Here is a 17415-nt window from a genome sequence, read left to right as displayed (position 1 = left end):
GTACGCACCTACGAGTGAGGGGCGCCCGGAGAGGATCTCTCCGGGCGCCCCTCATGTCGTCGGGGTCAGGACTCGCGGCGGTGCCGGCCGGCCGGTGCCCCTTCGCTCTCGCCCGAGGCGGCCGCCGCCTTGCGCTCCTCCTCGGCCCGCTCCTCCGCCTCCATCTCGGCGAAGACGTCGATCGGCGGCGGCGCCTTCGCCAGGAACACCCAGGTCAGGTACACGGCGAGCAGGAACGGCGGGATCTTCAGCGCCACCAGCACCCAGCCCAGCTGGGTGGTGTCCGCCCACCAGTACAGCGGGAAGAGGATCGCGCACTTGGCGAGCAGGATCAGGCCCCAGGCCCAGCTGGCCTTGGTGTACGCCTTCTTGCGGCCGGGGTTGCGGGTCCGCCAGGAGAGGTTCTCCTTGAAGACCGGGCCCAGCATCAGACCGATCAGCGGGACACCCGCCATCGCCGTGACGATGTACGCCAGGGCCAGGCCCAGCGTGTAGAGCATGCCCGGCAGGTAGAAGTCCTTGGCGTTGCCGGTCATCATCGCGAAGACCACACCGAAGCCGACGCCGAAGACGCCGCTGAACGCGTGCTTCACGGTGTCCCTGCGGGCCAGCCGGACCACGACCATGGCCAGCGCCACGCCGAGCGCCGCGAGCGCCGACATGTGCAGGTTCTTGTTGACCGTGTAGATGCTGACGAACAGCAGCCCCGGAAGCACCGTCTCGACCATGCCCCGGACACCGCCGAACGCCTCGAACAGGGCGGCTTCCGTCACCGCCCGGGCGTCGTCCGCGGACGTGTCCGCGGATGTCTCTTCGGTTGTCGGCTTGTCGAGTGACGTCACCGGCTACTCCCGTCCGAGGGGTCTCAGTTCGTATTTCGGGTTGAACAGCACCCGGCGGCCACGGCTCATGGCGATCCGGCCCGATGCGATCAGCTTGCGCCCCGGCTCTATCCCCACGATGGAGCGCCTGCCGAGCCACACCACGTCCAGCGCGGCCGTACCGTCGAAGAGCTCGGCCTCCAGGGCCGGGACTCCCGCACGCGGCCGCTGCGTGACCGTGCGCAAGGTACCAGTAACGGTAACGACCTGCCGGTCCTGGCAGTCACCTATCCGCGTGCACCCGGCAGTCGCGGCGTCCTCGCGCAGCTCCTCCGACTCCAGGTCCTCCTGCGAGGACGAGAGCCGGTCGAGCATGCGCCGGAACCGGCCTGCCGGCTTCTCGGACCGAGGAACAGCACTCATATCTGAAGCGTACCGGGGTGCACTGACGGTTACGTACCCCCTGCTTCCCCGGTCCGAACGGCCCGGCCTCACTTCTCGAAGCGGTACCCCATGCCGGGCTCGGTGATGAGGTGCCGCGGACGCGAGGGGTCGGCCTCCAGTTTGCGGCGCAGCTGGGCCATGTACACGCGCAGGTAGTTGGTCTCCGTCCCGTACGACGGCCCCCACACCTCCCGCAGCAGCTGCTTCTGCGCCACCAGCCGGCCGCCGCCGCGCACCAGCACCTCCAGCAGGTGCCACTCGGTGGGCGTCAGCCGTACGTCCCTGCCGTCGCGGTGCACCTTCTTGGCGGCCAGGTCGACGGTGAACGCGTCGGTCTCCACGACCACGTCTCCCCCGTCGCCGACGGGCTCCGCGCGGCGTACGGCGGCCCGCAGCCGGGCCAGCAGCTCGTCCATGCCGAAGGGCTTGGTGACGTAGTCGTCGGCGCCGGCGTCCAGCGCCTGGACCTTCTCGGCGGAGGCGTGCCGCGCGGACAGCACCAGGACCGGCACCCGGGTCCACTCGCGCAGGCGCCGGATCACCTCGACGCCGTCCATGTCGGGCAGGCCCAGGTCGAGGACGACCACGTCCGGGTGGCGGGCGGTCGCCGCGCGCAGGGCACCGGCACCGTCCTCGGCGGAGTCGACCTCGTACGACCGTGCCTTGAGGTTGATCACCAGGGCACGCACGATGGCCGGGTCGTCGTCGACCACCAGCACACGGGTCATGAGAACCGCCTTTCCTTCTCCACGTCCGCACGACCGCGCAAGGAGCCGTCGGCTGCGCGGCCGCACACGAGGTCTCCGGCCTTCCGGCCCCGCACGGAGTCATCGGTCGCCCGGCCGGGCCCGCCGCCCCCGGGTCCGGGCAGGAGCCCGGCAGCCCCGGTTCCGGGTGGGGCACCCGCTCCCACGAGCTCGGGCGGCGCCTCCGCCGATGCGGGCGAGGTACCCGCCTCCGCGGGTTCGGGCTCGACGCCCGGCACCGAGGGGCCGCCGGTGACCCGACCGCGCACGGGACCGCCGGTCGCCCGGCCGTACGCGGAATCTCCGGCCGTCCGACCGCGCGCGGAGTCGTCGCCCGCCCGGCCGGGACCGGCGTCCCGGGGCTCGGGCGGATTGCCACGTCCCGGGGGCCCGGGCGAATTGCCACGTCCCAGGGGCTCGGGCGAATTGCCACGTCCCGGGGACTCGGGCGAATTGCCACGTCCCGGGGACTCGGGAGTGACGTCCGCCTGGCCGGGCCGTCCGCCCGCCCCCGCGGGCCGGGCCGCCGCGGCAGGCGCCGGGGGCGCCGGGCGGTTGCCGGGTTCGGTGGGCGGGGGCGGAGCCGGCGGGCGGGTGGCGGTCGCGCGCAGGGTGAGGGTCATGGTGAGCCCCCCACCGGGGGTGTCCTCCGCGTTCAGGGTGCCGCCCATCGCCTCCGTGAAGCCCCGGGCGACCGCCAGGCCGAGGCCGACGCCTGCACCGCGCGGGGCGTCACCGTGCCGTTGGAAGGGCTCGAAGATGCTGTCCTTGGCCTCGTCGGGGACGCCGGGGCCGCGGTCGACGACCCGCACCTCGACCCGGCCGGCCAGGGCGCTGGCGGCGACCAGGACCTTCTCCCCCGGCGGGCTGTACTTCACGGCGTTCTCGATCACATTGGCCATCGCCCGTTCCAGCAGTCCGGGGTCGGCGGAGACCATGGGCAGCGCCTCGGGGACGTCCAGGGCGACGCTTCCCTCCGGCACCCCGCCGAGCGCGCGCGGCACCACCTCGTCCAGGTCGGTCCCGCGCATCAGGGGCGCCACGGTGCCGGTGTGGAGGCGGGACATGTCCAGCAGGTTGCCCACCAGGTGGTCCAGCCGGTCCGCGCCGTCCTCGATGCCTTCGAGCAGCTCGGCCCGGTCCTCGTCCGACCACTCGACGTCCTCGGAGCGCAGCGAGGAGACGGCCGCCTTGATTCCGGCCAGCGGGGTGCGCAGGTCGTGGCTGACGGCGGCGAGCAGCGCGGTGCGGATGCGGTTGCGCTCGGCGAGGGCGAGGGCGCGGTCGGCCTCCTCCCGCAGCCGGCGGCGGTCCAGGACCACGGCGGCCTGCGCGGCGAACGCGGCCAGCACCCTGCGGTCCTCGGCGGGCGGCACCCGGCCGGTCAGCGCCAGCGCCATGTGGTCCCCGACGGGCACCTCGACGTCCGCGTCCTCGGGCCGTCCGACCGGCCGTCCCCGGCCGGCCCGTCCCGCGCAGGTCCACGGCTCGACGTCGCCCGCGCGTTCCAGCAGCGCGGCGGACTCCATGCCGAAGGTCTCGCGGACCCGCTCCAGCAGGTCCTCCAGACCGGTCTCGCCGCGCAGCACGTTGCCCGCGAGGAAGGACAGGATCTCCGACTCGGCGCGCAGCCGGGCCGCCTGGTGGGTGCGCCGGGCCGCGAGGTCGACCACGGACGCCACCGACGCCCCGACCGCGACGAAGATCACGATGGCGATGATGTTCCGCGGGCCGGAGACGCTCCAGGTGTGCAGGGGCGGGGTGTAGAGGAAGTTGAGCAGCAGCGAGCCGACCGCCGCCGAGGCGAGCGCCGGCCACAGTCCGCCGAGCAGTGCCGCGGCCACCGTCACCGCCAGGAACAGCAGCATGTCGATGGCGAGGCCCGGGTCGACGGCGCTCAGCAGCACCGCCAGGGCCACGGGCCCGGCCGTCCCGACCGCCCAGCCCCAGGCGAGCCGCAGGCGTCCCAGCCGGGCGCCCCGGGCGACGGGCAGTCCGCGTCCCTTGGCGACCTCCTCGTGGGTGACGATGTGCACGTCCATGTCGGGCCCGCAGTCCCGCGCGACCGTCGCGCCGACGCCGGGGCCGAAGACGTACTGCCAGGCCCTGCGGCGGGAGGAGCCCAGCACGATCTGGGTGGCGTTGGCGCCGCGCGCGAAGTCCAGCAGGGCGGCGGGTATGTCGTCGCCGACGACGTGGTGGAAGCTGCCGCCGAGGTCCTCCACGAGGGTGCGCTGGGCGGCCAGCTCCCCGGGCGAGGCGGAGGTGAGCCCGTCGCTGCGGGATATGTACACGGCGAGCAGCTGCCCGCCGGCGCCCTTCTCCGCGAGCCGCGCGGCCCGCCGAATGAGCGTGCGGCCCTCGGGGCCGCCGGTCAGGCCGACCACGATCCGCTCGCGGGAACCCCAGATCGCCGAGACCTCGTGCTCGCTGCGGTAGCGCTGGAGGTGGGCGTCGACCCGGTCGGCGACCCACAGCAGGGCCAGTTCGCGCAGCGCGGCGAGGTTGCCGGGGCGGTAGTAGTTGGAGAGGGCGGCGTCGACCTGGTCGGGCTGGTGGATGTTGCCGTGCGCCATGCGGCGGCGCAGCGCCTCGGGCGTCATGTCGACCAGTTCGACCTGGTCGGCCCGGCGCACCACCTCGTCCGGCACGGTCTCCCGCTCCCGTACGCCGGTGATGGACTCCACGACGTCGCCCAGCGACTCCAGGTGCTGGATGTCGACCGTGGACAGCACGTCGATCCCGGCGGCCAGCAGCTCCTCGACGTCCTGCCAGCGCTTGGCGTTGCGCGAGCCGGGGACGTTGGTGTGGGCGAGCTCGTCGACCAGGGCGACCCGGGGGCGGCGGGCGAGGACGGCGTCGAGATCCATTTCCGGGACGACGGCGCGGCCGTGCTCCAGTCGCCGGTACGGGACGCGTTCCAGCCCGGTCAGCAGCGCCTCGGTGCGGGGTCTGCCGTGGGTCTCGACGAAGGCGACGACGCAGTCGGTGCCCCGCTCGACACGCCGGTGCGCCTCGGCGAGCATCGCGTAGGTCTTGCCCACGCCCGGTGCCGCACCGAGGTGGATCCGAAGCTTGCCGCGTCCCATGGCCCCATTGTCTTCCGCTCCTGTGTCGCGGAGTCGACCTTAGGTCGCCGTGCGCGCGGGACGGGCGGCGGGAGGGGGCGCGCGGACCGTCCTTGACGCAACCCTGACGCGGGGACGGTCCCGGCCGGGCGGTCAGTGCTCGACGATCTCGCCGTCGCTGAGCTCCAGGACCCGGTCGGCCAGGTCGAGCAGCGTGGCGTCGTGGGTGGCGACGAGCGCGGTGACGTTCTCGCTGCGGACGACCGCGCGCAGCAGTTCCATCACGGCGTGCCCGGTCTCGGCGTCGAGCTGCCCGGTGGGCTCGTCGGCGATGAGAAGGGAGGGGTTGTTGGCGAGGGCGCGGGCGATGGCGACCCGCTGCTGCTGGCCGCCGGAGAGTTCGCCGGGCCGCTGGGCGGCGTGGTCGGCGAGGCCGACGAGGGACAGCAGCAGGTCGACGCGCTCCTCGCGCTCGCGCGGGTCGGCCCCGCGCAGGCGCAGCGGGACGCCGACGTTCTCGGCGGCGCTGAGGATGGGGATGAGGCCGAAGGACTGGAAGACGAAGCCGACGTGGTCGCGGCGCATGGCCAGCAGACCGTTCTCGTCGAGGCCGGCGAGGTCGCGTCCGCCGACGTCGACTCGTCCCCGGTCGGGGGTGTCGAGGCCGCCGACGATGTTCAGCAGCGTGGTCTTGCCCGATCCGGAGCGTCCCTTGAGGGCGACGAGTTCGCCCTGCGGGATCTCGAAGGAGACGCCCCGCAGCGCGTGCACCGCAGCGGCTCCGCTGCCGTACGACTTGTGCACGTCCTCGACGCGCACCATGGTCTCGGTGACCGTCCGCCCCATGTGCCTGCCCTCCCCCGTGAACCGGGCGCCAGTATCGCTTCCCGGCGCCCGGCTGATCAACGGGGTCAGGCCGGGTTGTCCCCATGTGTGAGGGTTTCCCACGCGACGAACAGGTTGTTGGTGCCGGCCGGGCGGGTGCTTTCGGTCAGCGCCTGGGTGTTGGTCATGGCGTGGCCGAGGCGGTTGTGCAGGGCGTTGTAGCCGACCTCGGTGACCGGGCCGAGGCCGCGGTGCAGGGTGCCTCCGCACAGCCAGCCGGGGGCCGCCTCGCCCCGCTCGTACTTCGCCTGGAAGCCCAGCGCGTGCCGCAGCCGCTCGCCGACGTCGGTGCCGTAGAGGTCCTGGCCCTGGATGCGGCTGGTCTCGGCGATGTGTGAGATCGAGGAGAGGCCGTAGCCGGTGTGCGTGAAGTCGCGGCAGGTCTCCTGGGTGAGGCCGGTGACGAAGGTGGACTGGTTCTGCCAGTACCTGACGATCTTGTCCCGGGTGTCGAGGTTCTGGCTCGGCACGGTCTTCGGCAGGGCGCCGTCGGAGGCCAGGTACACGTAGGCGGCGGTGCGGGTGCGGAACTTCGCCATGGCCTTGTCGTAGGAGGCGCGGTCCTCCAGGTGGACGGAGATGCCGACGGCGGCCTCCATCATCGTCAGCTCCCAGTTCCCGTTGGAGTTCGAGCCGTTGATGATCTCGGGCAGGTAGACGTCGCGGAGCACGGTGGCGAAGCGGCCGGCGCCGGGCCAGCCACCGGTGTAGGTGTGCTTGACGATCTCGGCGGCCTTGGCCCAGGAGGAGCCGGCCCAGCCGGTCTGCAGGGGCGCGTTGCTGTTGGTGTGGTCGCGGATCACGGCGGACCAGGCGTCCATGAGCTGGATGGCCTTCTGGGCGTGGCGTTCGTCGCGGGTGACGTACCACAGGAGCGCCTGGGTGTAGGCGGCGATCGCGTCCTCGCGCTCGTCGGTGCAGCCGAGGTTGGGGTTGGAGTACGAGCCGCACTCCACGACCGCGCGGGGCCGGGGCGTGCGGTTCAGGTCGGCGTACTTGCTGGCCGCCATGCGGTCGTAGGCGTTCTTCCACGGCTGGGCACCGGCCTGGACCTTGCCGCGCGCGAAGTCCAGCTGGCCCCGGGAGACGGTGACGCCGGGGTGCGCGAAGGTGGCGGGGGCGGCGTCGGCGGGCGGGGCGTCGGGGCGGAGGACGAGGGTGCCGACCAGCGCGGTGGTCAGCAGGGCGAACAGGGTGGCACGAGCTCTGCGGCGGTGGCGTGGGGGTGCAGCGGACATGTGGGGCCATCCGTTCTCGTACGTGAACAGAGGGCGTCCTTTTGAACGCCCGGATGACCCGGCACGGTAGGTCCAGACCAATTCACCGTCAAGGGCCCGCGCACGAATACGGGGACGGCGGCTCCCGGACGGGAGCCGCGCCCTCGACGTCAGTCCAACGTCTGCGTCAGCTCGCTGCGCCCCGGTGCGTGCACGACCCGGCCGCGGGCCCCGTTGACGATCGGCATGTGGGGCGGGACGTGGCCGCACTCGACGTCCGCGACGATCGGCACGCCCAGGGAGCCGAGGGCGTCCAGGACGGCTTCGTGCTGGCTGAGCGAGGCGGCGTCCGGCGCGCCGGTCCGGCCGACGAGGATCGCGTTGGCGTGGTCGAAGAACCCGGCCAGCCGCATGCCGTGCAGGTTCCGGCAGGTGGTGTAGGCGTTGTCCTCGGCCGCCTCCACGTACACGAGGAGCCCTTCCGGCGCCTCGTCGCGGGCGAAGGCCGACACGTCGAGGTACGGCGTGCCCGCGAGGTTGCACAGCGTCTCGACGCAGCCACCGATCAGCCTGCCCTCGGCCTCCACGGGGCCGTCGCCGTCCAGCCGGGTCCAGGTGCCCCGCGCGTCGAGCGTGTACTCCCGTACGTGGGGGAAGGCGGCGAAGTCGTCGAAGCCGACGGTCCGGTGGCGGCCGGGCGGGGTCTGGGTGAACCGGTGACCCGCGGGAGCGGCGACGACGTCCAGCCACGACAGCAGCCCCTCGGGCACGTGGTAGGGCGTGTCCATCAGGTTGTTGCCGTGCAGCGTCGCCGTGCCGGTGAGCAGCGTCAGCGGGGTGATCAGGGTCGAGAGGTCGGAGTAGCCGACGAGCCAGGTCGGCTCCGCCTCGCGCAGCCGGTCCCAGTCGAGCAGCGGGATCAGGTCGACGGCGGTCTCCCCGCCCCACGGCGGCACCACGGCCCTGACGGCGGGGTCGGTCAGCATCGCCGTCAGCTCGCGCGCACGGTCGGCGGCCGGGGCGCTGACGTGCCCGGAGCCGTCCAGGCACTCCCCGACGACGACGTCGTACCCGTGTGCGCGCAGGTCCCGGAGAGCGACGTCCAGCCGCGCGAGCAGGGGCTTCGGGACACCGCTGGACGGAGCGGTCACACCGACACGGTCACCGGGACGCAGGGGGCGCGGGTAGCGAACTGACATGCGCCGGATCCTGACACAGCGCCGACAGCGGCCGACAGCGGATTTCACCACCGAACCACCTGGCCGACGCAGCCGAGTTGGGCCACACCGACCCCTGCGGCCGGCCCTGCCCCCCCACTCCGGCACCCACCGGAAGCGGCCGGGCCGGGGCAGGCCGCCTCGGAGGCCGGATCACAAGGCACCGAGTCTGGAGCGCGCAGCCCACAGCGGCGCCTGAGCACTTCGCGAGTCACGCCCTCGCGGCGTGCGCCGGCCGCGATACCAGCTCTGCCGCAAGCGACCCGCAGCGGCGCCTGTGCCGCCGAGCCCCTACGGCCCTCCGCGCGGACCTGCCACCAAAGCCGACTTCGCCCGGCACCCGCCGGAAGCGGCCGGCCGGGGCAGGCCGCCTCCAGGGCCGGCCGGAAGGGACCGGGGCCGGAGGGCGGGGGAAGGAACCGGGACCGGAGCGAGCGGCACAGACCCGCTCCGGCGCGGGTTCAGCGGACCTCGGTGATCTCCGGCCCGCGCTGGAGGCGGCTCATTCCGCCGGCGAAGCGGGAGCCACCCTCCTCCTGCTGCACGCTCTCGGGGACCATCTGCGCGTCGTTCGGCAGCTTCAGGACGATCGGGTCGCGCGGGGCCATCGGGCCCTCACCGCGCACCACCACGGTGTCCCGGAAGATCTGCTCCAGCAGTCCTGCGGCCTGCGGCTGCACCGCGCCCTGACCGGAGATCACACCGCGCAGGAACCAGCGGGGGCCGTCCACGCCGACGAACCGCACGACCTGGAAGCCGCCGGTTCCGTCCGGCAGCTGCACCGGAACCTGGGCGCGCAGCTCCCAGCCGAGCGGGCCCTCGACCTCGTCGATGATGCCGCCCTGCTGGGTGATGCCGGTCGCGATCTCCTCGCGCACCTCGCCCCAGATGCCCTCACGCTTGGGCGCGGCGAAGGCCTGCAGCTGGATGGCGCTGTCCCGCAGCACGACGGTCGCCGCGACGATCGCGTCGCCCGCGACCTCCACGCGCAGTTCCATGCCGTCCACACCGGGCACGAACAGGCCGCCCAGATCGACCCGGCCCTCGCCGGGTTCGCGGACCTCGGAGCTGTCCCACGGCCCGTCGGGCCGCGGCGCGGGCTCGAGCCTCAGCCGCCCGGCCTCCCCGTCCGCCTCAGCGTCGACACCGTCGACGACCTGCTCGGCCTCGCCGGCCGCACCGTCGGCGGCATCCGTCTTCTTGCGACGTCCGAACACGTCACTGTCCTTCCCGGTCGGATACGACCGAAGCGTATCGATTCCCACCCGCTGCACCGCCCACGGCGGCCTGAACGCTTGTGCCGCTCTTACCTTCCACCGCGGCATGGCCGCCGGTGGATCCGAAGCCCCCCTCGGCCCTGGCCGAGACAGGAAGCTCCGCGACCGACACGAAGCGCACCCTCTCGACCTTCTGGACGACCAGTTGGGCAATCCGGTCGAAGCGCTCGAACCGCACGGCCTCGCGCGGGTCGAGATTCACCACGATCACCTTGATCTCCCCACGGTACCCGGCATCAATCGTCCCCGGGGCATTCACCAGGGCGACGCCACAGCGGGCGGCGAGACCGGATCGCGGGTGCACGAAAGCCGCGTACCCCTCGGGGAGCGCGACAGACACCCCGGTGGGCAGCACGGCCCGCTCACCGGGCTCCAGCACGCGGGCCTCGGTGGTGCGCAGATCGGCCCCCGCGTCGCCCGGGTGCTCGTACGCCGGAAGCGGTACGTCCGGGTCGATGCGCCGGATCCGCACCTCAAGTGCGCCGCCGGCCGGCTCGCTCACGGGTTCACCTCGAAGGCGCGGGCCCGGCGGACCTGGTCGGGGTCCTCCATGGCGGCCCGGATCTCCTCCTGGCGGCCGTGGTCGATGAAGTGGTCGACCTTGACCTCGATGAACAGCGCGTCCGCGCGGACGGCGACGGGGCCCTCGGGGCCGCCGATCCGCCCGGTGGCGGTGCAGTAGATCTTGCGTCCCGCCACGGCCGTCACCTCCGCCTCCAGGTGCAGCACGGTGCCGACCGGCACGGGCTGCACGAAGTCGGTCTCCAGCCGGCCGGTCACCGCGATCGTGCGCAGCAGCCAGTTGAGCGAGCCGAGCGCCTCGTCCAGGGCGGTGGCCAGCACGCCGCCGTGGGCGAGGCCGGGGGCTCCCTGGTGGGCCCGCTGCACGGTGAACTCGGCGGTGATCGACACGCCTTCACCGGCGCGCGCCTCGAGGTGCAGCCCGTGCGGCTGCTCGTCGCCGCATCCGAAGCACTGCCCGTAGTGCGCGCCCAGGAGCTCACCGGGTGCGGGGGCGTCGGCGTGACGGACGGGCGGTACGGCGTCGGCGGGGGGCTGAAGAGCTGCGGAATTACCACTCACAGGCGCGAACCTTACCCGCCCGCCCTGTGGGTGCTCCGCACGCGCCCGCCCTGGAGCCGGAGGCCCGCGGGGAGCGTGCCAAGCTTGGGTTCATGCAGCTCTCCGCCGCCCCGTACGAAGAACGTCTCACCGCGCCCCGCTCCTGGTGGTTCTTGTCCCTCCTGGCCGGGCTCTCCCTCGCGTTGATCATGCTGCCGTTCGGCACCCTGCCGATGCTGGCCGGGCTGGCCGGCGGCACCGCCGCGGCGGCGGTCGTGGTGAGCGCGTACGGCTCGGTGCGGATCCGCGTCGTGAGCGGTCATCTGATCGCGGGCGACGCGAAGATCCCGGTGGCGGCGCTCGGCGCCGCCGAGATCCTGGACGCGGAGGAGGCCCGCGCCTGGCGTGGCCCCAAGGCCGACCCGCGCGCCTTCATGCTGCTGCGGGCGTACATTCCGGGTGCGCTGCGCGTGGACGTCACGGACCCGGCGGACCCCACTCCCTACGTCTTCCTGTCGACCCGTGAGCCCGAGCGGCTTACGCAGGCGCTCCGGGCGGCGAAGGACGCGGCGGACGCCTCCTAGGCGCCCGCGCGCACAGCACGAGCGCCACGCGTACGGGAAGGGACGTAGGGACGTGCGGGCGGGATGTCGCCCGCACGGGGGAGGTCTCAGGGGGCGGAGTGCCCGTCGTCCTTCCGGGGACGGCCGCCCAGCTCCTTCAGGGCGTCCTCGGGCAGGACGTCGTGGGGACGCTCCAGCGCCGGGAGCGCGGGCAGCGCGTCCCAGGGCACCTGGACCTTGCGCAGGTCGTCACGGATGCGGGTGGCGAGCTTTCTGGTGTCGCGCCGGTTCATGACGGCTCCCACGGCCGCTCCCACGAGGAACGGCATCAGGTTCGGCAGGTTGCGCACCGTGCGCTTCATGATCCGCTGGCGCAGCTCGCGCTTCATGCGGCTGTTCAGCGCCGCGCTCACGGTGGAGGGCTTGGTCGCCTCGACTCCCCGCTCCTGGGACCAGGAGTTGAGGTAGACGGTGCTGCGCTGGGCCAGGCCGCCCGCCGGGCGTACGCCGTAGACCTCGTGCAGTTCGGCGATGAGCTTCAGCTCGATCGCGGCGACGCCGGTGATCTCCGCCGCCAGCTCCGTCGGCATCGCGGGCGGCAGGGGCATCATGGCCGCCGCGCCGACTCCGGCCCCGACCGTCGCGGTGGCCTTCGCGGCGCCCGCCACGAGCTTGTCGGCGAGCTCCTCGGGCCCGAGCCCGGGGAACTGCTCCCGCAGCGTCGCGAGGTCCCGTACGGGCACGCGCGGGGCGATGTCGATGATCCGGTCGGCGAGGTGCGCCAACGCCGCGCGGGCGCGGGCTCCGCCCTTGCGGACGCCTTCCCGGGCCTTCTCACGGACGACGGCGGTACGTCTGCGCGCCACGGGCGCGGTGACCTCCAGGGATGCCGGGAGGTCACCCCGGCCGGCCGGCGCTTCGAGCGAGGCCGACCCGGATCCGGTCCAGCCTCGCTCTCGGTCACGCGTGTCGTGCTGTGGGCCCTCGGAGGACCCTTGGTCCGCTCCCTTCGAGAAGAAGCGGCGCTTCCGCGGTGGGGTCGAGCCAGTCACGGCCGACCCCGCCTCAGTCGCAGTCGCGGCAGATCGGCTGGCCGTTCTTCTCGCGGGCCAGCTGGCTGCGGTGGTGCACCAGGAAGCAGCTCATGCAGGTGAACTCGTCCTGCTGCTTGGGCAGGACCCGGACGGCCAGCTCTTCGTTCGAGAGGTCCGCACCGGGCAGTTCCAGGCCTTCCGCGGCCTCGAACTCGTCGACATCCACGGCCGAGGCCGACTTGTCGTTCCGCCGGGCCTTCAGCTCTTCCAAGCTGTCCGAGTCGACGTCGTCGTCGGTCTTGCGTGGAGTGTCGTAGTCGGTAGCCATGTCGCTCTCCCCCTCTGGGTGTATGCGGTGTCTCCAGCGCACGTAACGCGTGAGAGGCCGGACTTGTGCCCGACCTGAGGCGGAGATTTTGCCTCACATCAAGGTCTGTTACTCAATCGACACCCAACCGGACTCCTCACGAGTGATCGGCTTGGATGGCGAAGGGGACCGTACACGGTCCCGATGCCGCACTTCAAAGGCACCTCACCGTGTACTTCCCGTGATGGAGGCCCCTGAAAACCGGGACTTTTCCGGCCTTACGGCGGCACTCATGATCACGGAGAGTAGATGGCCGAATCGGCCCACCTGTGATCGATCACACATGAATTCGATTGCGGAGCGACGCGAAAATTCCGCGCAGAGCGAACACATGTCGGGGACGGGGCATGATGTCAGATCGGCAGGGTGACACGCATCACGAGCCCGCCTCCCTCTCTCGGCTGGGCGTAGATGTGCCCGCCGTGCGCCCGGGCGACCGACCGCACGATGGACAGCCCCAGACCCACGCCCTTGTCACTGCCCGTCCGCTCGGTGCGCAGCCTGCGGAACGGCTCGAAGAGGTTCTCGATCTCGTACGCCGGGACGACCGGGCCCGTGTTGGACACCACGAGGATCGCCTGCCCGTGCTGGACCTCGGTCGTGACCTCCACCCAGCCGTCCTCCGGCACGTTGTACCGCACCGCGTTCTGCACCAGGTTCAGGGCGATCCGCTCCAGCAGCACGCCGTTGCCCTGGACGACCGCCGGGTGGCGGCTGCTGCGGATCACCACATGCCGGGCGTCCGCCTCCGTGGTGACCTGGTCGATGGCCTGCCCGGCCACCTCGGCGAGGTCGACGGGACCCCGCTCGACGATCTGGTTGTCGCTGCGGGCGAGCAGCAGCAGGCCCTCGACGAGCTGTTCGCTGCGCTCGTTGGTGGCCAGCAGCGTCTTGCCGAGCTGCTGGAGCTCCACCGGCGCCTGGGGGTCGGAGAGGTGCACCTCGAGCAGCGTGCGGTTGATGGCCAGCGGGGTGCGCAGCTCGTGGGAGGCGTTGCCCACGAAGCGCTGCTGGGCCGTGAACGCGCGCTGGAGGCGCTCCAGCATGTCGTCGAAGGTGTCGGCCAGCTCCTTCAGCTCGTCGTCCGGGCCGTCCAGCTCGATCCGGCGGGAGAGGTCCGAGCCGGCCACCGCGCGGGCGGTGCGGGTGATCCGGCCCAGCGGCGACAGCACCCGGCCCGCCATGGCGTAGCCGAAGGCGAACGCGATGACGGCGAGGCCGAGCAGCGCCAGCAGGGAGCGGCTGAGCAGGTTGTCCAGGGCGACCTGGCGCTGGTGGTCGATGCACTCGCTGATCGCCGAGTTGAACTCGGACAGCGAGAGGTTGCCGTCGGCGATGCCCGGACAGTCGTTGCTGGAGACCTTGAGGCCGTCGAAGTCGACGATCTTGAACAGCGGCTGGCTGCCGGTGCGCAGGGCCTGCGCGGCGAGCAGGTAGATGATCGACAGCAGCAGGATGCCGGCGATCAGGAACATGCCGCCGTACAGCAGCGTGAGCCGTATGCGGATGGTGGGACGCAGCCAGGGCAGCGGGGTGGGCGACCGAGGGTCCCAGGTGGGCTTGGGGGGCGCCGTGGGGGGCGCGGGGGTGGCAGCCATGGTCAGTTGATCAGATCCGGTATCCGGAGCCGGGCACGGTCACGATGACCGGCGGCTCGCCCAGCTTGCGGCGCAGGGTCATGACGGTGACCCGCACCACGTTGGTGAACGGGTCGGTGTTCTCGTCCCAGGCCTTCTCCAGCAGCTGCTCCGCGGAGACCACGGCGCCCTCGCTGCGCATGAGGACCTCGAGCACGGCGAACTCCTTCGGTGCGAGCTGCACCTCCTTGCCGTCGCGGAAGACCTCGCGGCGGTTGGGGTCGAGCTTGATCCCGGCCCGCTCCAGGACGGGCGGCAGGGGCACGCTCGTGCGCCGGCCGAGGGCCCGCACGCGGGCGATCAGCTCGCTGAACGCGAAGGGCTTGGGGAGGTAGTCGTCGGCGCCGATCTCCAGGCCCTCGACGCGGTCGCTGACGTCGCCGGAGGCGGTGAGCATCAGCACGCGGGTCGGCATGCCGAGCTCGACGATCTTGCGGCAGACGTCGTCGCCGTGCACGAGGGGGAGGTCGCGGTCGAGGACGACCACGTCGTAGTCGTTGACGCCGATGCGCTCCAGGGCGGCCGCGCCGTCGTACACGACGTCGACGGCCATGGCCTCCCGGCGCAGTCCGGTGGCCACCGCATCGGCGAGCAGCTGCTCGTCCTCGACGACGAGTACACGCACGTCGCTTGTCCTTCCTCATGACCGGCCCGGCGGCCTTCGAGAGCGCGCACTCGGGCAGGGGTACGGGTGGGTGTGTTGCCTCCATCCTGCCCTTTTCGACCGTAAGTCGGCTGTAAGGCGGCCGGGCCGGGGAATGCCGACGGCCCGGGGCCGGGGAACCTGCGGGCGAACGGGGCGGGAATACGAGAATTTCTCGCGCGGTTAGGTTTCCGCGGAAGGGAGCTTGGGGAGGACGGGTTTTACATCCCGCGATCACGCTCTGCATGTACCGCACCACCATGCGGTGCACACGGTCCGCTTCCGCAGAGCGGGCGTGGATGTCCGGTACCGTCGCCGCCCGGCCAGCGGCGCTGGGCATCCGCCACGGACGTGATCATCCCTTCCGACGGCACACCCCCGTGCCACCGACCCACCGACCCAGGACGAGGGGGCGCAGCATGGACGCATTCACCGCAGGACTTCTGCAGCGCATAAAGACGACCGAGTCCGATCTGTCGCGTGCCCGCGACGAGGGCGACGACTTCCTCGTCGACGTGGAGCAGGGCGAACTCGACGACCTGCGCCGCCTCGCCGCCGAGCACGGCGTGGAAGTCGGCGCGTACAGCGTCTGACCAGCCGGCACAGCACCAAGGACGGGCCCCGACGGATCCAGCCGCCGGGGCCCGCCCATGTACACGCACCTGTGGGTGCGCGACCTCCGACGTGGGGCCGGCCACCTGACGACGTCCGCACGGCCGACTGCCGAGTGTGACCGGCCGCCACCTCATCCCACCCGGCCGTTCGGACGGCCGAGGCGACCGCGAACCCGGTCGCCGGAACCGGCCCCCGTGCGCGCGAAGGTCCGGCGCCCAGGTGGCCACCCGCCCACGGCCGCCCAGCCCCACGCCCGGGTGCCGTCGTCCTGCGAACCATCCGCCACCGCCCGGTCGGCCGAGCCGATGGCGGCCCCGGCCGACGGTTCCCGTAGCGGGCGCCGTAGGCACGGCCGACCCCGGCACCCAACCGGCCCCGCCTGCCCTCGTCGGCGGCTCGGGGCGGGACGCACTGCCCGGCCGCCTCGGTCACGCCGACATACCGCTCGGCCGCACGCTCGCTGCCGAGTCCGGCCGGCCGGCCGCCACCGCCCGCCCGGACCGTACGGACGGCTCAGCGGACCGGTGCCGGGCTCGGCACCAACGGGGCTGGCGGCAGACGGTGCGTGCCGGCGCCCCCGCGCCAAAGGGCCCCGGCGCTGTGATCAGCGTCGGGGCCCTTTGGCGCGGGGCGGTGTCCGGGGCGCGCACCGTCTGACTGCTCAGGACGGTGGTCCGCCCGTCAGCTCAGTCGTGCCACGCGCCGAAGTCCTCCAGGAGGTGGAGGAGGGGGTCGAAGACACCCGGGGAGGCCGCCACCGGCCGGCCGACGAGCTGACCGGCCTGGGCGGCGACTGGTACGACCTGATCCCGCTGTCGGGCGCCCGGGTCGCGCTGGTCGTGGGCGAGGTGCCGGGGCACGGCATCGGCGCCGCCGCGGCCATGGGGCGGCTGCGCACGGCGGTGCGGACGCTGGCCGCGATAGACCTGCCGCCCGAGGAGGTGCTCGCGCACCTGGACGACCTGGCGTCCCGGTCGGCGCGGGACGACGGCGAGGGCGAGGACGGGGACGGAGAGGACGAGGACGGCACGGGCCACTCCGTGGGGTCCGGCTGCGTGTACGTCGTGTACGACCCGGCGGACGGGCGGTGCACGATGGCCGCCGCGGGCCATCCGGCGCCCGCCGTGGTGGCACCGGACGGCACGGTCGGCTTCGTGGACCTGCCGCAGGGGCCGCCGCTGGGTGTGGGCGGCCCGCCGTTCGAGGCGGTGGAGCTGTCCCTGGCCGAGGGCAGCACACTGGTGCTGCACACGGACGGCCTGCTGGCGCACGGCGGGGACGGCACGGAGGCCGACCGGGAGCGGCTGCGGCAGGCCCTGGAAGGGACGGCGGGCGAGCTGGAGGTCGGCTGCCGGTCCGTGGTCGACGCGCTGGTCCCGTCCCGCCCGCACGACGACGTGGCCCTGCTGATGGCGCGGACCAGACGGCTGGCGCCGGAGCAGGTCGCGGCATGGGAGCTGGCGCCGGACCCGGCCGTGGTGGCCGACGCCCGCAGGACCGCTCAGGACCAGTTGTCCCGCTGGGGCCTCGACGACCTGATGTTCACCACGGAACTGCTGGTCAGCGAGCTGGTCACCAACGCGATCCGGCATGCGTCCGGGACCGTGCGGCTGCGGCTGATCCGGGAGCGGGCGCTGGTGTGCGAGGTGCTGGACGGCGGTGCCACCGCCCCGCATCTGCGTCACCCCCGCGCGATGGACGAGGGCGGGCGCGGACTGCTGCTGGTCTCGCAGCTCGCCGAGCGCTGGGGCACCCGGTTCGTGCCCGACGGAAAGATCATCTGGGCGGAGCAGTCGCTGACCGCGCCGCCGGAGTGAGG

The 17415-nt window shown here is 72.8% G+C and carries 16 protein-coding genes and 2 pseudogenes; 3 read left to right on the top strand and 15 right to left on the bottom strand.

Annotation, left to right across the window (positions count from 1 at the left end; translation table 11 throughout):
* Window positions 1-65: 65 nt before the first annotated feature.
* The 10 genes from F3L20_RS11630 to F3L20_RS11585 all read right to left on the bottom strand — a co-directional run bounded on the left by F3L20_RS11630 (window position 66) and on the right by F3L20_RS11585 (window position 10758).
* On the bottom strand, window positions 66-842 hold the full coding sequence (locus F3L20_RS11630) for a DUF3159 domain-containing protein (RefSeq protein ID WP_145828601.1): 777 nt from the start codon (window positions 840-842) through the stop codon (window positions 66-68).
* Between the two features lie 3 nt (window positions 843-845).
* Window positions 846-1244: an OB-fold nucleic acid binding domain-containing protein gene (locus F3L20_RS11625; RefSeq protein WP_150154168.1), complete on the bottom strand. Its 399-nt coding sequence runs from the start codon at window positions 1242-1244 to the stop codon at window positions 846-848.
* A 68-nt stretch (window positions 1245-1312) separates the two neighbouring features.
* Entirely contained in the window at window positions 1313-1993 is a 681-nt protein-coding gene (locus F3L20_RS11620; RefSeq protein WP_150154167.1) for a response regulator, read from the bottom strand.
* The gene (locus tag F3L20_RS11615) at window positions 1990-5100 is read right to left on the bottom strand and encodes a sensor histidine kinase (RefSeq protein ID WP_240810878.1); all 3111 of its coding nucleotides are present in this window, start codon (window positions 5098-5100) and stop codon (window positions 1990-1992) included. Before F3L20_RS11615 ends, F3L20_RS11620 begins: the two co-directional genes overlap by 4 nt.
* 132 nt (window positions 5101-5232) lie before the next feature.
* Complete coding sequence (locus tag F3L20_RS11610) at window positions 5233-5925, bottom strand: ABC transporter ATP-binding protein (protein ID WP_150154166.1); 693 nt, start codon at window positions 5923-5925, stop codon at window positions 5233-5235.
* 65 nt (window positions 5926-5990) lie between these two features.
* Window positions 5991-7202: an alginate lyase family protein gene (locus tag F3L20_RS11605; RefSeq protein WP_150154165.1), complete on the bottom strand. Its 1212-nt coding sequence runs from the start codon at window positions 7200-7202 to the stop codon at window positions 5991-5993.
* Between the two features lie 149 nt (window positions 7203-7351).
* On the bottom strand, window positions 7352-8380 hold the full coding sequence (locus tag F3L20_RS11600) for a S66 family peptidase (protein ID WP_150154164.1): 1029 nt from the start codon (window positions 8378-8380) through the stop codon (window positions 7352-7354).
* A gap of 479 nt (window positions 8381-8859) precedes the next feature.
* The gene (locus F3L20_RS11595) at window positions 8860-9615 is read right to left on the bottom strand and encodes a DUF3710 domain-containing protein (RefSeq protein WP_145828596.1); all 756 of its coding nucleotides are present in this window, start codon (window positions 9613-9615) and stop codon (window positions 8860-8862) included.
* Window position 9616: 1 nt separating this feature from the next.
* Window positions 9617-10177, bottom strand: coding sequence for a dUTP diphosphatase (gene dut, locus F3L20_RS11590; RefSeq protein WP_150154163.1), 561 nt, complete (start codon window positions 10175-10177; stop codon window positions 9617-9619).
* Window positions 10174-10758, bottom strand: coding sequence for a PaaI family thioesterase (locus tag F3L20_RS11585; protein ID WP_150154162.1), 585 nt, complete (start codon window positions 10756-10758; stop codon window positions 10174-10176). Before F3L20_RS11585 ends, dut begins: the two co-directional genes overlap by 4 nt.
* Before the next feature lie 92 nt (window positions 10759-10850).
* Here F3L20_RS11585 and F3L20_RS11580 point away from each other — a divergent pair, with 92 nt between their 5' ends.
* A complete protein-coding gene (locus F3L20_RS11580) occupies window positions 10851-11321 on the top strand; it encodes a DUF3093 domain-containing protein (RefSeq protein ID WP_150154161.1) in 471 nt (156 codons plus the stop codon).
* 86 nt (window positions 11322-11407) lie between these two features.
* Here the strand turns inward: F3L20_RS11580 and F3L20_RS11575 are convergent, their stop codons facing one another.
* The 4 genes from F3L20_RS11575 to F3L20_RS11560 form a co-directional block, all read right to left on the bottom strand.
* A complete protein-coding gene (locus F3L20_RS11575; RefSeq protein WP_150154160.1) occupies window positions 11408-12352 on the bottom strand; it encodes a hypothetical protein in 945 nt (314 codons plus the stop codon).
* 13 nt (window positions 12353-12365) lie between these two features.
* Window positions 12366-12662, bottom strand: coding sequence for a DUF4193 domain-containing protein (locus tag F3L20_RS11570; RefSeq protein ID WP_003993510.1), 297 nt, complete (start codon window positions 12660-12662; stop codon window positions 12366-12368).
* 392 nt (window positions 12663-13054) lie between these two features.
* On the bottom strand, window positions 13055-14299 hold the full coding sequence (locus F3L20_RS11565; protein ID WP_145828591.1) for a sensor histidine kinase: 1245 nt from the start codon (window positions 14297-14299) through the stop codon (window positions 13055-13057).
* Window positions 14300-14309: 10 nt separating this feature from the next.
* A complete protein-coding gene (locus F3L20_RS11560; RefSeq protein ID WP_003993508.1) occupies window positions 14310-14963 on the bottom strand; it encodes a response regulator transcription factor in 654 nt (217 codons plus the stop codon).
* 437 nt (window positions 14964-15400) lie between these two features.
* Between F3L20_RS11560 and F3L20_RS33955 the strand changes: the two genes are divergently transcribed.
* Complete coding sequence (locus F3L20_RS33955) at window positions 15401-15574, top strand: hypothetical protein (protein ID WP_167534509.1); 174 nt, start codon at window positions 15401-15403, stop codon at window positions 15572-15574.
* A 708-nt stretch (window positions 15575-16282) separates the two neighbouring features.
* Here the strand turns inward: F3L20_RS33955 and F3L20_RS35585 are convergent.
* Window positions 16283-16390 (bottom strand): annotated as a pseudogene (locus tag F3L20_RS35585) (inositol monophosphatase family protein); the annotation flags it as partial.
* Between F3L20_RS35585 and F3L20_RS11555 the strand changes: the two are divergent.
* A pseudogene (locus tag F3L20_RS11555) lies at window positions 16352-17413 on the top strand (ATP-binding SpoIIE family protein phosphatase); the annotation flags it as partial. The pseudogenes F3L20_RS35585 and F3L20_RS11555 overlap by 39 nt on opposite strands.
* Window positions 17414-17415: the final 2 nt, after the last annotated feature.

It is taken from the genome of Streptomyces tendae, from assembly GCF_008632955.1.
Lineage (GTDB): Bacteria > Actinomycetota > Actinomycetes > Streptomycetales > Streptomycetaceae > Streptomyces.
The sequence above is the reverse complement of the archived record's forward strand: the minus strand, read 5'-3'. Positions and strand labels throughout refer to the sequence as shown.

Bases quoted from the DNA above. Each gene is read 5' to 3' on its own strand.
- F3L20_RS11625 (WP_150154168.1), bottom strand. From the start codon at position 1,244: ATGAGTGCTGTTCCTCGGTCCGAGAAGCCGGCAGGCCGGTTCCGGCGC.
- F3L20_RS11620 (WP_150154167.1), bottom strand. From the start codon at position 1,993: ATGACCCGTGTGCTGGTGGTCGACGACGACCCGGCCATCGTGCGTGCC.
- F3L20_RS11615 (WP_240810878.1), bottom strand. From the start codon at position 5,100: ATGGGACGCGGCAAGCTTCGGATCCACCTCGGTGCGGCACCGGGCGTG.
- F3L20_RS11610 (WP_150154166.1), bottom strand. From the start codon at position 5,925: ATGGGGCGGACGGTCACCGAGACCATGGTGCGCGTCGAGGACGTGCAC.
- F3L20_RS11605 (WP_150154165.1), bottom strand. From the start codon at position 7,202: ATGTCCGCTGCACCCCCACGCCACCGCCGCAGAGCTCGTGCCACCCTG.
- F3L20_RS11600 (WP_150154164.1), bottom strand. From the start codon at position 8,380: ATGTCAGTTCGCTACCCGCGCCCCCTGCGTCCCGGTGACCGTGTCGGT.
- F3L20_RS11580 (WP_150154161.1), top strand. From the start codon at position 10,851: ATGCAGCTCTCCGCCGCCCCGTACGAAGAACGTCTCACCGCGCCCCGC.
- F3L20_RS11570 (WP_003993510.1), bottom strand. From the start codon at position 12,662: ATGGCTACCGACTACGACACTCCACGCAAGACCGACGACGACGTCGAC.
- F3L20_RS11565 (WP_145828591.1), bottom strand. From the start codon at position 14,299: ATGGCTGCCACCCCCGCGCCCCCCACGGCGCCCCCCAAGCCCACCTGG.
- F3L20_RS33955 (WP_167534509.1), top strand. From the start codon at position 15,401: ATGGACGCATTCACCGCAGGACTTCTGCAGCGCATAAAGACGACCGAG.